This is a genomic window from Hoeflea algicola (assembly GCF_026619415.1).
Taxonomy (GTDB): Bacteria; Pseudomonadota; Alphaproteobacteria; order Rhizobiales; family Rhizobiaceae; genus Hoeflea; species Hoeflea algicola.
Genome location: NZ_JAOVZR010000001.1, coordinates 4,418,956 through 4,432,311 on the forward strand (window position 1 = coordinate 4,418,956; position 13,356 = coordinate 4,432,311).

Genomic DNA, 13,356 nt, shown 5'->3' on the forward strand with positions numbered 1-13,356 from the left:
AGACGACGTATATGAAACACGTCACTCCGCAGTCTTTGAACGGTATGAACGACCAATATTGGCCTTTCGCTGACGAGTTCGGTAAAACTCCAGGCAAGCCAAATGTCTTGCCTCCATCCGATATCAACCTATCACGAAATGGGGTCCGATCAATCTCTCGGCCGGTGGCTGCCCGATCGGGAAGGATTTTATCTTCCAAACCAGAATCTTCCTTATCGGGAAGTTTGGATAGATTTTTGGGAGTTCTTCCTGTACGGTAAGCCACAGTTTGGAGAAACGATCATGATCCGTTCGGCCACAGAATTCGGCGCACTTGTCCGAGAGAACAGGAAAAAGCAGGGATGGACACAGGCCCAGCTCGCCGAACGCTGCGGGACCGGTGAACGCTTCATCGTCGACCTGGAGAACGGCAAGCCCAGTTGCCATCTCGAAAAATCGCTCATCGCGGCGCGCACCGTCGGCATCGATCTCGGCGACCTGAAATCCGCCACGTCGCCCGTTGTCCCTGAAGCCGATGACGATCTCGGCTTCCTGCCTCGTTTCTCCTGATCGGGTGCCCTTATGACAACGATCTACTACGAGACCTGGCCCGTCGCTCACCTCATCGACCGCGACGGGATTTTTCTTACGTACGATCCAAGCTGGGAAAGCCGCGCCTCTGCATTCCCGATTTCATTGACCATGCCTCTGAGGGCAGGTCCCTATGGGGCTGATCAGATCATGCCCTGGCTTGCCAATCTTCTGCCGGAAACGCACCTCTCCGAGATCGGCCAGCAGCTGAAGATTTCGCCTCAGGATATCGTCGGCCTTCTCATGAACCTCGGCCGCGATACAGCGGGAGCCTTCTCGATCGGCGAGCCCCGCCGAGACGGAAATAATTTCCGCGTTGTTCCCGATGAGGCAGCTCTTGAGCGCATCCTGAACGAGCTGCCCGAGCGGCCCTTCCTGGTCGGAGAGCAGGGCGTGTCGATGTCGCTGGCGGGCGTTCAGGACAAGCTGCCAGTCTACGTCGGTGAAGACGGCAAGATCGCCATCCCCGTAGATGGGACGCCTTCCACGCACATCCTGAAACCCGACATCAAACGCCTGGCCGGCAGCGTTCAGAATGAAGCCTTTTGCATGACCTTGGCCAAGCTGTGCGGTCTGGAGGCGGCGGAAGTGACAACCGACAGGGCGGGCAAGCGGGACTTTCTTCTGGTCAAGCGCTATGATCGCATCGCAGACAGCCAGGGCACGATCCGTCGCATCCATCAGGAGGATTTCTGCCAGCTGCTAGGGTTCTTCCCGACAGAAAAATACGAGCGCGCTGGGCTTGGTCAGCGCGGTGGCGCGTCACTCGTGCAGATGTTTGACGCGCTGGCTCGTTACGTTTCGCCCGCAGAACGGCTGAGGATGCTCGACGCGGTGATTTTCAACATTCTGATCTGCAACTCCGACTCCCATGCCAAGAACTACTCCGTTCTCATTGGGGCGGCCGGCACGGCCAAACTCGCACCGCTCTATGACTTGATGTGCGCTGCGGCTTACAAACAGGTAGACCAGTCGCTCCCTCAAAAGATCGCGACAAAGCGAAATGCTAATGAGCTTCACGGCGATGATTGGCGTCGATTTGCCGAAGCTGTCGGCTTGAGCCCAGTCTCGGTGATCAAGCGTGTGCGTGAAATGTTGGACCAGATTGCAAGCCAGCTGGACGCCAGACCTGACATGCTTTCGGGCGGGCAGGGCAGAGGCGTAGAGATGGCCGACAAACTAGGCCATCTGATAGGCAAGCGGTGTCGGCGGATAAACCGGCAGCTTCGTTAGCAAGACGCAGCCGGTGCAGTCCTCAAGTTGGTGATGGCGGGTCTGAAGAACACGGCCTCTCTCACTGAAGATTCGACTAACGAGCGCCGCAGGGTAAAGATTTCACCCCACGAGGAAATCATGAGCGCTATCGAGACAGGTGGGCCATAAAGTGCAGGAAATCGACAAGCTTCTTGCATCACGGATTTCAAGTATCCCCGACTTGTCGGTTTCTGGAGAGCCCGCGAGTCAAAGACCGAACGGGTCAGCATGCTGCGCGTCAAGCGCCGTGACTTCTGTCGTATCCATTTGGCATTGGCTCCTGCCATCCGTCGGGATGTGCCGTCGGTTTGTACACTTCGGCAAGGAGCGGGTAGCATGCGACTTCATCAGAGGAGTGCTTGGACGAGCAGTCCCCTCCAGGGCAGGCCGACATGTTGCCCAAAGTGATAGTTGCAATAGGACGCATGTAAGGAAAGTTTGAGAACAGCTGATCGCCAAGTCCAACGTGCGTGCCGTTAAGTTCGCGTGTCTTGCCGCTGTAAAAACGTTCATTGATGTTGTGGAGGTTATGCAGATTGAGATCGCCCACCTGAGGTCCGTCCGAGCAAACCAATCGGCAGAAGTGTCCGGCCGGGACGACCCAGGTGGCAGCATCGCGAGGGGGTATAACGATCGCCTCTATAAGTTCCATGTTGTCGCGCAGAGCACGGTATGCTGCAAGATCAGGGCGCGGCAGCATCTCTATTGGATAGCATACAACTGGCTTGACCGCTTTGCGAGCGGCTGCGTCTTCCGGAATTTCTGTGATCGGATCAGGCTTCATAAAATTCTCCGCATTAGCCTCTATCGGCCGTGACACAATCGCTGAGCGCCTCTCCTCATTCGGAAGGATCGTCCGCAAAAGACCAATTGTACGTCAAGCAGCAGTCACTGCGCCCGCTCATAAAGCGGAAATAATTTCCGCTTCGAATGGAACTAGTTGCTCCGCATCACGGTAGCTTAGCCCTGTCACGCGGCCTGCTTCACAAGCGCGATCAGGTCCGCATAGCTGGTGACGACATCGTACCTGACCCGGTCCTCGTTGATCATCCGGCCAATCTCGTCAAAGAACTTTCGGGCACATTTGACTTTCGTCTGTTCCAGCTCTCGCATTTTCATCGAGGGCTGATCGGACTTAGTCTCTGCTACGAAATAGAGGTGTTTAATGTCGCCCTCTTTGAAGGCAATTGCCCAGTCAGGATTGTAATCACCCACTGGTGTGGGGATCAGGAAACCGCGTGGCAGCTTGGAGTAGACGACTACCTCTGTGCTGGTGTCGAGGTCCTTGACGAAATCTCGTTCAACCTGTGAATCTAGGATGGCATAATCATAGATATGATTTTTCAGCTTATCTGAAGCTTTCTTGAAGTCAGCGCCAGTTTCGGCAGCTGTGAAAATCTCAGAGTCATATCGTTCTGTTACGGCATCGTAAGTCAGCTTTTCGATGATCGCGATCGCCTTCTGCTCCTGGATCATATGCGAGGCGTCCGCGATGAACTGCTCAGGGTTCTTCGCGAATTCACCAAATTTCACAGCCTGAATTCCGGACAGGATTTCTGTCACGGTCTTGCGTGTGAGGTCAGTGTTCTCGGCTATCGCACCAATCAAATCGTATGAGACACGGGAATGCGCGCTCTTGCCGGTTTCGGCGCGAAGCTTGCCTTGCACGAAGGCTTCGCCGGCACGTAGCTTTTCATCAGTCACCTGATCGGAAAGGCTGCCTTCTGTTACCAGATATTGCAGCGGAGCGACCTGCAAGTCCCGATCCAGCCGGTCGATACAGCTCCTGACGAGCGCAGCGCTGTCAAATTCGACCTGATAGATAGCCTTGCGGTTAATCCGCCGCCATAGTTCCTGAAACTCTTTCCGATGGAAGTTGTCATTGAGCCGGTTCTTTTTCGGCTTGCGACCATTGCTGAACATGTCCTCCACGGCTTTTCCGTTGAAGACCGTGTCAACCAAGGCAAAGACGGCGTCGCTATGCGCCTGGAATTCTTCAGGCAGCTCTGCCAGTTCGCCAGACTTGCGCGCCTCGTGGTAGGCCGCTGTGATGAGACCGTCGTCATCGACATAGTCGTTCTTGAGCAGGAAGCGTTCGAGCTTCTTGGCCAACTGTTTGTCAAGAACCAGCTCCAGATCATCGGTCTTGAGGGTCTTGCCATCGAAATACTCGGCATCAGCCTGCTTGGGTCGGGTTGAAAGGTTGTCGACGATCTCTTTCTGCAAGCCGGTGACAAACCCCTTGTAGCTTTCCGAAGCGACCACAGTGAGGACATTGATGTCATGCACAGTGACAGGGTGGTCCATTCGTTCGCCGTTGCGGTTGACCGCGATCCGCAGTCCTCGCCCGACCTCTTGCCGCCTTGAAATCGTATTCTGGCTTTCATTGTGCTTGAGCATGCAGATCACAAAGACATTCGGATTATCCCAGCCTTCGCGCAGGGCGGAATGGGAAAACAGGAACCGTGTGGGTTCTTCGAAAGACAGCAGGCGCTCCTTGTCCTTCAGGATAAGATCATAGTCGCTGGATTCAGTGGATTGCCCTGCCAGTTCGCCCCGAGCTGCAGCCTTCGGGTCAGTCATCCGGCCTTTCTTGTCAATCGAGAAATAGCCGCGGTGGGTTCTGCCAACCTCTATGCCCTGCAAATAGGTGCGATACTCATCATTCTCCAAGGGCAGCTCTCCCAGCAGATCATCCACGGCTTGAGCGTATTCCTCTTCAAAGACACGGGCATATTCACCCTGTTCATCGGCCTGGTCATAATCACGGTATTTCACCACCTCGTCGATGAAGAAGAGTGACAAAACCTTGATCCCGCGTGCAAACAATACCTGCTCGCGCTCCAGGTGGGCCGATATGGTCTCGCGTATCTGAATACGGCGGATGTCGCGCTCGGTCACATCTCCAGAGGCTTCACCGGCAACCAATACATCGCCATTGGTAAAATGGACCGTGTCGTCACGGGCATCAATATTGCTGACGATGAACCCCTTGTAGACTTCCAGCCCCTTAGACAGATCGAAAAGATTGCGCCCCTGCTCCAGCTTGCGGGGGACCCGCTTGATCCCAGTCTGGGTCTTCACTTCGATATCGACCCAAGCCACTGGGGCGGCGCGGGAGGTCTCAATACGGTGCAGGAAAAGATAGGGGTTTGTCCCGCTCAACCCCTTGGTTTCGACACCACGGACACGGATTTTCTTGACCAGCTTCTCGTTGAACGCATCCACGGCATCCAGACGATGCACCTTATTGTGGATCGTTCTGTGCGTTGCTGAGTAGCGCATGATAAACAGCGGATTGAATTTCGGAAGCGCTTCCTGGGTGGCAGGCCCTTCCATTTTTTGCGGCTCGTCCAGAATCAGGATTGGACGATTTTTGGCGATCACGTCGATAGGCTTGCGGGACTGGAAATCATCCAGCTCGTCATAGATACGGCGGTTATCCGCACCAGATGCATTGAACGCCTGCACGTTGATGACCATCACATTGATCCCCGCATCAGACGAAAAACTCTCAAGCTCGTGCAGCCGCTTGGAGTTGTAGACGAATGCCCGCACTTTCCGGCCGTACTCCTGCTGGAAATGCTCGGCTGTCATCTGGATCGATTTCGCGACGCCTTCACGGATGGCAACGCTTGGCACCATGATGATGAACTTCGACCAGCCATAGTTCTTGTACAGCTCAAACATGGTCTTGATGTAGACATAGGTCTTGCCCGTCCCGGTCTCCATCTCGACATCCAAATTGATCCGCGCACCAGGCTTGTACTTGGCCGGTTTCTTCTTGCCCTTGTCATCGATATGATGCGTAAGACTTTCAGAGAGCGGCAGCACTGCGCGGCGCTGGACTTTGCGAATGTTGTCCAGCAGTACGTCCTCGGGCAGCTTGATGGGAGAATTGCCGAAACCATCCACCTCCATCCGGGATTGGGCTGCTGCACCAGGATCGATTGTGTATTTCAACGAGTCTTGCCGGAGCTGGCTGGCAAAACAATCGACCACTGCGTCGACCGCCTGCGTCTGATAAGGCTGCGACTTGAACTTGATCTTCATGACTGCCGCTTTCGTAAATCAGGCGATTCTCTCATAATTTCTTTCGTAGGATGTTCTGGTTTCATTCGCAGAGCTTCCATCTTGGGGCCGTCCTGGAACCGGTACTAAAAATCTTGCCACCAAAGGCCAGCTCTCTGGCATCGACACCTTGCCCACTGTATCGCCAGGTGGCTAGCAGGGATTGCAGCTTCTGGCATAGGGCGAATTGCTTCATGGGATCAGATCGCCTTCACATCCGTATCCGGCGAGAGGGATTTGAAAATCTGCTTCACGTTGATCTTGGTGGAGTCGTCCTTGAAGCCAGTATCCTTGAACACCACGCGCAGCGGTTTGCGGGCAGCCAGTTCCTTCACCAGCACTTCGTCCACATTGTTGTCGAAACACGCAACCAGGGCGGCGCCGGCGACGGTGAACACTGTTTTGCCGGCCACAGTTTCACGGGAGATGGGCAGGGTCAGGTCCACGCCCCAATCGAGCAGCACCTGAAACAGCAAATCCTCGGGCGACCGGCCGGCTTTGATATTGTCCACCCGGGTTAGAAGGTCAGCTTGCGCGGTTGCATCCGGAGTGTAGTAGACCTCGGCCATATTCGAGCTGTCAACTTTCAGTACGCGAAAGCCAACATCCCGGTTCCAATCGGGATGACACTCCCCTTCGAGGATTTTTGCGCCAGCCCGACGGATGCGTTCTTTCGATAGATCGGCAATTGTCGCAAAGCCTGCCTTACTTGCTTCAGAAGCGTGTCCAGTTGATTCAGGAAGCTGAACCATGACAAATTTGCGTTTCCCCCCGTCGGAGGCATTTTTTTCATCACCGCATGTGCAGTAGATGAAGCGCCAGCAAAAAAGTCTAGAACGATGTCATCGCCTTCAGCACCCATATCAATAATGTGCTCAAGCAGGCCAACGGGCTTCGGATTCTCGAACATTACCGAGTTTCCAAATATCTCACTCATTTCATTCGAACCTGATGTGTTAAAAGGTGCAAAATCCCAGAGAGTTGTCCACGTCATTCCTTCTTTGACGTCACGTAGAAAACGTTTCAACTTTGGCGATGCCCTATCGTCTTTTCCAAAATAGATTTCGTCGTTTTCGATCAAGGCCTTTACGCGATCACTGTTGAACCGCCAATTCCCGTTGTTTGCTGGATAGAATTCCTGCCCCGTCCGTGGATTAGTAATTGGATAAAAGAGAGTTTCGACAAAACGCCCCCCTTTACGTTTGCTGTAAGATCACCTGCAACCCAAGGCCCTTTTGGGTGGTTGTCGGGATTTTTGTAACGTGCGATCTGGTCATCACTTCTGGGGCGTAATTTAATCCCAGAAAAATCCCTTCTGACGTAGGCAATAATATAGTCATGCTGTGTCCCAATTAATTTATCATTTGGAGGTGTGTTCCGTTTCTTCCAGATTATCTGCGCGGCGAATTGTTCTTCGCCAAACACTTCGTCACACAACTTCCTTAGATTTGACACTTCTCCATCGTCAATCGATATAAATATAATTCCATCTTTTTTAAGAAGTCTTTTTGAAAGGCTGATTCTTGAATGCATCATCGATAGCCAATCAGAATGAAATCTTCCGTTCGATTCTGTATTCGAGACAAGCTTATTTCCAACTTCATCTAGTTGAAGTGATTTTTTTAAGAATTGATTATTGTTTTCCGCGAAGTCGTCATTGTATACGAAATCTCTACCTGTGTTATAGGGTGGGTCGATATAGATCATTTTGATCTCGCCCAAATAGGTCTCCTGAAGCAGCTTGAGCGCCTCAAGATTATCGCCCTCGATAAAGAGGTTGCGGGTCGTGTCAAAATCCACGCTTTCATCCCGCGCCGGGCGCAGTGTTTTTGCAATCGGCGCATTGGCCGCGATCAACGCCTGCCGCTTGCCGGGCCAGTCAAGGTGATACCGTTCTTGCGGCCCTTCGACGATGCTGTCGGACAACTCCTGACGCAGCAGGTCAAAATCAATCGCACGGCGCAGTGTGCCATCTGGGCACGTGCTTTCCGTCACACATCCCGGAAAGAGTGTCGCAATCTTCTCGATGTTCTGCGCGGTCAGGTCGGGGCTGTGCATCTTCAGCTTTTCGATCGGAGTGCTTTCTGGACTATCTGGCATTCTGGCCTCTCTGCCGCCCGTTATTCGGGCTTCTTCAAATGATCAAATTCCGACTGCGCCTCGGCCAATTGGCCATGCAGGGTCACCTTCATGTTAAACTGGCTTTCGCGTTTCAGCTTGGACTGAAGCTGTGCAATTTCCCGCTCTTTTGCCCTGATCGCGGCCAGCCGCGCAAGGCGCGTTTCCACATCCTCACCCGGCAATGGTTGAACGGGTACCAGCGAAGACACCATCTGCTCATAAAGAGCGCCCATGTTGACCGCTACCGGCAGCGCCAGGCGGGGTGCATCCTGCGCAACCCACTCGCCGCGCAAGTGGTCTGACAAAACCCATTTGCCCTTCTCTGAATCGGATGGGCGCTTATGGGCGGCGGCGGCCATGACATTGTCTTGTGAATTTATCTCATACAGCAAAGGAAACGGAATGGCCCGATCAATGGCGCGCAGGATATCGTCATGCAGCACTTCACCTTTGAGTATCAGACGGAATACCTGAATCTCCGGGACAGCGGTGGTGGCCGGCAGGTTCAGGGTTTCAGGCGCTAGCTTGTGCGCCCACACAATCTGGTCGAGCTCCCGCGCAAAGCGCTCTCGCAGCGCTGTGCTTGCACCGACACTGTCGTAGATGCGGGATTTGGGGATAACGCGTTTGAGCGCAGTTTGGGGTGGGTATTGGTAGAGCCCGGTCATGTGTTTTCACGGATCACGATGAAAGCAATGAGTTCGAAATCATCCAGACCGGCGATGGTCTGGGTCAGTGCTGAAGTATGCCCGCCAGAAAACAGGCTATCGATCTCGCGCTCTTCCTTGACCTCAATCATTGAACGGATGGCATCGTTCAGCAGGCCCGAATAGGTCTCCATTTCCCGCCCATCCTGCGTTTCCGCATTAAATGATGCACAGAGGTCGCGGAATGGGGTGTCATTGCCTTTGCAGCCAGTCCGGATCAGGTCGAGCAGGCGTTTGACCTGTGTCTGATCAGCCACAATGTTCCCGTCGTGCCCAATATAGATCAGGTAATAGGGATGTAGCCGGTTCTGCTGATTTATGTTGACGCTGTCATGGATGTTGCGCAGCGCGAAAATCACCCCTGGGACAAGTCCCCGTTTTGGGTCCGCAGGCACAACCGTATGCAGCCCATTTGGCATCTGCGGCAGGTCATCATGGGTCTTGAGGTAATTCAGCAAATCCATACGGAAGTCGTTCAGCCCGAGATCGGTGATGGATATGCCGGTCTTGACATCCTCCAGCTCGATCACCTCGTTCTGCAGGCGCTGCAGCTGCTCTTTTCGGTAAGCGACGTCTGAGCTTTTTGAGGTCAGCACGTTGTCTTCGCCGGTGCCCGCCATGTCGACGATATGCATACGGTTCTCGACGCGCTCCTTGAGGTTGATGTATTCGTCCAATGTGATGTCGGGCCAATAATTTGACAGCTGGATTTGCGTGTTTGGCGAACCAATCCGGTCTATCCGGCCGAAGCGCTGGACGATGCGGACGGGGTTCCAGTGGATGTCGTAGTTGATCAGGTAATCGCAATCCTGAAGATTCTGCCCTTCCGAGATACAGTCGGTCCCGATGAGAATATCGAGCACTGCCGGATCATCGGGCATGATCATCTCCTTCTCCTTGGCACGCGGAGAAAACAGCGTCAGGACGGACTGGAAGTCATAGAATTTCTTGAGCGTGGTTCTCGGATTGCCCGATCCGGTGACAATGCCGGAGTGGATTTCTTGCGCCTTGGCAAAATGCGGGGCGAGCTGATCGAAGAGGTAATTCGCAGTGTCGGCATAAGCCGTGAAGACGATCACTTTCCGGTTGTCGGGGTTCAATGGGTTGGCCATTTTTCCCGCGATTTCGGCGATCAGGTGCTGGAGTTTTGCGTCATCAGCTGGCGTCACGCGTTCCATTTCGGTGATCAGCCCGTCGATGATCGCCTTGTCGACAGAGAGTTCTTGTTTCCATGAGGTGATGTCCATATCGGCGAGATCGATCTTGATCTTCTTGCCAACAGAGAAATCCGCGAAGTCGTCGTCTTCCTCGGCTACTGCCTCCAGGTCGATATCCAGGTCTTCATAGGTCGCACTGCCGCCCGAGGCCTCGAACCGGGCAATAGCATCAAGCGTATGGTCAATGTTGGCGGACAGTTTGCCAAGGGTCATCCGGAAGGCATGGACCGAGCTTTCCAACCGTTTGAGCAGATTGGTCGTCATAAGGGCCTGAAGGCTTTTCTCGCGGTCGGCCTGCTTCAGGGTGCCTTTGCCGCCCTCGGTCTTGGTATCGTAGAGGTCCTCATATTTCTTCAGCCGGCTGGGCTGGATGTAATTGACCGGCGCATAGACGGCCATTTTCAAGTCACTCAGCTGCGCAAATATCTCATTGAAACCGATGACATCCTCGCGATGGGTGATCGGCAAATGATGTGACAGCGGCTTTAACCGTGTGGGGAATTTGCCGATATCAGCGGTGTCATAGAAGGTTTCAATATGTTTGCGGGAACGGGCAATCGTCACCGCATCCAGAAGCTCGAAGAAATCGAAATCAAGGGTCCGCAGGATCGAAGCCGGTGTCCGTTGCTCCGGTGACAAGTTCGACCACGTATTGAAGGCCGCCTGCGCACGGCGGAATATCTCTTCCACACTGGTCTTGGTTTTCAGGTTCTTGCTCAGCGCGTCCGACTGCCCTTCATAGGCAAGAGCCAACTGGTTCCGCAGATCGGTGAAGCGATTGTTCACAGGGGTCGCCGACAGCATCAGGACCTTGGTTTTGACACCTGCCTTGATGACCTTGTCCATCAGCCGCTGGTAACGGGTCTCGCGGTCCTTGAAGACATCATTGTTTCGAAAATTGTGGGACTCATCGATGACGACCAGGTCATAGTTTCCCCAGTTCACGCGGTCCAACCGCATCCCGAAGGACTCGCCTGATGTGCGTGACAGGTCTGTGTGACAAAGCACGTCGTAGCGAAATCTGTCCTTGGCGAAGATGTTAGTAGTCAGATTGGCGTTGTAATTGCGCCAGTTGTCCGCGAGCTTCTTGGGGCACAGAACCAACACGTCCTTGTTGCGGAGCTCATAGTATTTGACCACGGCCAGCGCAGTGAAGGTTTTGCCCAAGCCAACGCTATCGGCCAGAATGCACCCGTTGTACGTCTCCAGCTTGTTGATGACACCAACTGCTGCATCGCGCTGGTAATTGAACAACTTTTTCCAGACGAGGCTTTCCAGATATCCGGTCCGATCCTTGGGTAGGACGTCCTCGTTTATCTCACTGAGGAAGTCCTTGAACAGGTTGAACAGGATCAGGAAATACACACGTTCAGCTGGGTTCTCCTGATAGACTGACTCGATGTGCTCCAACACCTCGGCTGTGACATCGCGCAGCTTCTCCTTGTCATGCCATATCTGGTCAAACAGGCTCAGGTATGTCTGAGCAAACTGAGGCTCGTCCATTACCTGCGTGTAACTGGAAACCGCATTGCCGCGTTGGTAACCCAGATCGACAGCCGTGAACCCCGACAGCGGCATGTAAGCAGCGCCTGTGTCGGGCTTTTGAACATGAGCGAATTGTTGCATTGGCGCAGAGGTCACGTTCGACCTGAAGCGGGCCTTGCGACGTATCCACTCCGCGCATTCTCGGGCGACAGCGCGTTGGGTCATCTTGTTTCGGAGTTGGATTTCGAATTCGCTGCCCGAGAGAGTCCCCGCAGAATTGTCTTTGGGAATAAAAAATTCCCGCCGTTCCTTCTTGATACGATCAATCGCGCCGTTGGGGACAAAGGTCGGAGCGGTAAAGATGAACTCGAATTCCTTGAGCTTCCCCAGTTCCGATTTCAGGGCGTCGAATGCGTAAATGGAAAAACAGGCTGCAGCCACGCGGAATTTGCTCGCCCCGCCAAGCTCGCGCTTCAAGTCATCACCCAAAAGGGTTGTAGAGTTGTCGACTATCCGCACCAAAGTCCCCCGTCGCCATCAAATCACCGGCTCCCCAATCTAATGACAACCTACGGATGCGCAACGCATTTTGAGCATCTTTTATGTGACATCATCGAAGTGGGATGGATGATCATTTGGTCAGAAAGTTCGCTCACCCCAGTACATTCGGGGACACAGGAATTACGTCATGGATAGGCGATTCTTTTTCAAACGTCGTTATAGTTAGTAATGGGGGGAAGACAGGCAGGAAGGACCAAACAGCGTTTGGATTGCGGTGCCAAAAATGAAGTCGATCATGCAGGCTTGAGATGCCGCTTCGGGCGAAACGGGAATAGGCCATCGGCATAGCGTGCAGCAAGGTCTTCAAAGACGTCTTCGCTTTCGCGGACATCAAACCCCTGAATATCAAGGCCATCGACGATCTCATCGCGCAATCGGTCCAACGCTTCCCGTCGCCCCCGAGGATGTTTCTCCGTGCTCATGATCATTTTCCAAAGCAGCATCCTGGCAAGATCATCCCGAGATGGACGACACCGGTCGCGGGCCTCGTCCCTCACTCTCTGCTGCCGTGCTCGCTGCTCGGCATTGATTTCTCGTCTTGATTTTTTTGACATCCTGATCTCCTGGTTCATCATGGATGACCCAGTGTGATGGCCGGCGATGCAAGGAACAAACGCCGTTTGCCTCGCAATGTTGACAATCTGGAAGGGGATTGGTCCGCAGGCTTGGTTTCGAGGTCTCCAATCCCACTGCCGCAAACGCCGTTCACAGAGGAATCGCGGTTTCCCAGTTTCGAATCGGCAAGACCGAATCCAGAATCGCGGCAGGATAAATTGAGATGACTTGTTTCGAGTTGCCCGCACGTCATTGCAGATTGAGCTGACGTCGCGATGACTTGAATCGGGTCCCCTGCACATTGCTTCGATGGATATCAAATTGCGGCGCGTTTGTTTGCTGGTTTCCCTGCAGCCGCCTTGAGTGCATGGAGCGTTGGCAGCACAAACAATTTCCAAGCACGCCGCCGCCACTTGCCGTTACCAGAATCCACGGGCCTGAATTACCGTTGGCGTCAACGGCTGATGCGGGGCTGCATCCATTTGGGTTCATCGCCCGAGACGTTGCGGATTGTCCGTGCCAGCGCATCGCTCAGGTCAACGACAGCATTGTAGTGCTGGCCCTGGGGCTTCAGGTCGCAAAGCAGAGGGATCAGGTCTTTATGCAAGGCTGTCGTTCGGGCGACGAGGTCATCAATCTGTGAAGACGTCAGTTCCGGTTTCCGCTTATGCCTTTTTGTCATCATGAGCCTTCCTGAATGAGGGCCCGTCCTGAGTCTGGGTTAGCTGATTCACGCCTTAACGCAAATCATGACGGTGAAGGCCGCTGATCGTCTGACGTGAACCGCAGTTTCCTGGGCTGGAAACGGCTGCGCT

11 protein-coding genes are annotated in these 13,356 nt (G+C 53.8%); 2 read left to right on the forward strand and 9 right to left on the reverse strand.

Annotated features, from left to right (window positions below; translation table 11 throughout):
* Positions 1 to 282 precede the first annotated feature (282 nt).
* Together OEG84_RS21455 and OEG84_RS21460 are read left to right on the forward strand one after the other, a co-directional pair.
* Entirely contained in the window at positions 283 to 549 is a 267-nt protein-coding gene (locus tag OEG84_RS21455; RefSeq protein ID WP_267656284.1) for a helix-turn-helix transcriptional regulator, read from the forward strand.
* 12 nt (positions 550 to 561) lie between these two features.
* Entirely contained in the window at positions 562 to 1,803 is a 1,242-nt protein-coding gene (locus tag OEG84_RS21460; protein WP_267655635.1) for a type II toxin-antitoxin system HipA family toxin, read from the forward strand.
* Between the two features lie 259 nt (positions 1,804 to 2,062).
* On the opposite strand, the gene OEG84_RS21465 is transcribed toward OEG84_RS21460, so the two are convergent.
* The 9 genes from OEG84_RS21465 to OEG84_RS21505 all read right to left on the reverse strand — a co-directional run bounded on the left by OEG84_RS21465 (position 2,063) and on the right by OEG84_RS21505 (position 13,226).
* A complete protein-coding gene (locus tag OEG84_RS21465; protein WP_267655636.1) occupies positions 2,063 to 2,608 on the reverse strand; it encodes an urea carboxylase-associated family protein in 546 nt (181 codons plus the stop codon).
* Between the two features lie 185 nt (positions 2,609 to 2,793).
* The gene (locus tag OEG84_RS21470) at positions 2,794 to 5,877 is read right to left on the reverse strand and encodes a type III restriction-modification system endonuclease (protein ID WP_267655637.1); all 3,084 of its coding nucleotides are present in this window, start codon (positions 5,875 to 5,877) and stop codon (positions 2,794 to 2,796) included.
* Positions 5,878 to 6,095: 218 nt separating this feature from the next.
* Complete coding sequence (locus tag OEG84_RS21475; protein ID WP_267655638.1) at positions 6,096 to 6,464, reverse strand: hypothetical protein; 369 nt, start codon at positions 6,462 to 6,464, stop codon at positions 6,096 to 6,098.
* A 17-nt stretch (positions 6,465 to 6,481) separates the two neighbouring features.
* On the reverse strand, positions 6,482 to 6,976 hold the full coding sequence (locus tag OEG84_RS21480) for a DNA methyltransferase (RefSeq protein ID WP_267655639.1): 495 nt from the start codon (positions 6,974 to 6,976) through the stop codon (positions 6,482 to 6,484).
* Positions 6,977 to 6,981: 5 nt separating this feature from the next.
* Positions 6,982 to 7,995, reverse strand: coding sequence for a site-specific DNA-methyltransferase (locus tag OEG84_RS21485; protein ID WP_267655640.1), 1,014 nt, complete (start codon positions 7,993 to 7,995; stop codon positions 6,982 to 6,984).
* A 20-nt stretch (positions 7,996 to 8,015) separates the two neighbouring features.
* Positions 8,016 to 8,684 (reverse strand): DUF4391 domain-containing protein, encoded by a 669-nt coding sequence (locus OEG84_RS21490; protein WP_267655641.1) that lies wholly within the window; start codon positions 8,682 to 8,684, stop codon positions 8,016 to 8,018.
* On the reverse strand, positions 8,681 to 11,944 hold the full coding sequence (locus OEG84_RS21495; protein WP_267655642.1) for a helicase-related protein: 3,264 nt from the start codon (positions 11,942 to 11,944) through the stop codon (positions 8,681 to 8,683). The genes OEG84_RS21490 and OEG84_RS21495 overlap by 4 nt, the downstream gene beginning before the upstream one ends.
* A gap of 275 nt (positions 11,945 to 12,219) precedes the next feature.
* Positions 12,220 to 12,408 carry a hypothetical protein gene (locus tag OEG84_RS21500; RefSeq protein ID WP_267655643.1) on the reverse strand — a complete coding sequence of 63 codons (189 nt, stop codon included), beginning with the start codon at positions 12,406 to 12,408 and terminating at the stop codon, positions 12,220 to 12,222.
* 587 nt (positions 12,409 to 12,995) lie between these two features.
* Positions 12,996 to 13,226 (reverse strand): hypothetical protein, encoded by a 231-nt coding sequence (locus tag OEG84_RS21505; RefSeq protein WP_267655644.1) that lies wholly within the window; start codon positions 13,224 to 13,226, stop codon positions 12,996 to 12,998.
* Between the last annotated feature and the right edge of the window lie 130 nt (positions 13,227 to 13,356).

Bases quoted from the DNA above. Each gene is read 5' to 3' on its own strand.
- OEG84_RS21485 (WP_267655640.1), bottom strand. From the start codon at position 7,995: ATGCCAGATAGTCCAGAAAGCACTCCGATCGAAAAGCTGAAGATGCAC.
- OEG84_RS21490 (WP_267655641.1), bottom strand. From the start codon at position 8,684: ATGACCGGGCTCTACCAATACCCACCCCAAACTGCGCTCAAACGCGTT.
- OEG84_RS21505 (WP_267655644.1), bottom strand. From the start codon at position 13,226: ATGATGACAAAAAGGCATAAGCGGAAACCGGAACTGACGTCTTCACAG.
- OEG84_RS21465 (WP_267655636.1), bottom strand. From the start codon at position 2,608: ATGAAGCCTGATCCGATCACAGAAATTCCGGAAGACGCAGCCGCTCGC.
- OEG84_RS21470 (WP_267655637.1), bottom strand. From the start codon at position 5,877: ATGAAGATCAAGTTCAAGTCGCAGCCTTATCAGACGCAGGCGGTCGAC.
- OEG84_RS21455 (WP_267656284.1), top strand. From the start codon at position 283: ATGATCCGTTCGGCCACAGAATTCGGCGCACTTGTCCGAGAGAACAGG.
- OEG84_RS21500 (WP_267655643.1), bottom strand. From the start codon at position 12,408: ATGAGCACGGAGAAACATCCTCGGGGGCGACGGGAAGCGTTGGACCGA.
- OEG84_RS21460 (WP_267655635.1), top strand. From the start codon at position 562: ATGACAACGATCTACTACGAGACCTGGCCCGTCGCTCACCTCATCGAC.
- OEG84_RS21475 (WP_267655638.1), bottom strand. From the start codon at position 6,464: ATGGCCGAGGTCTACTACACTCCGGATGCAACCGCGCAAGCTGACCTT.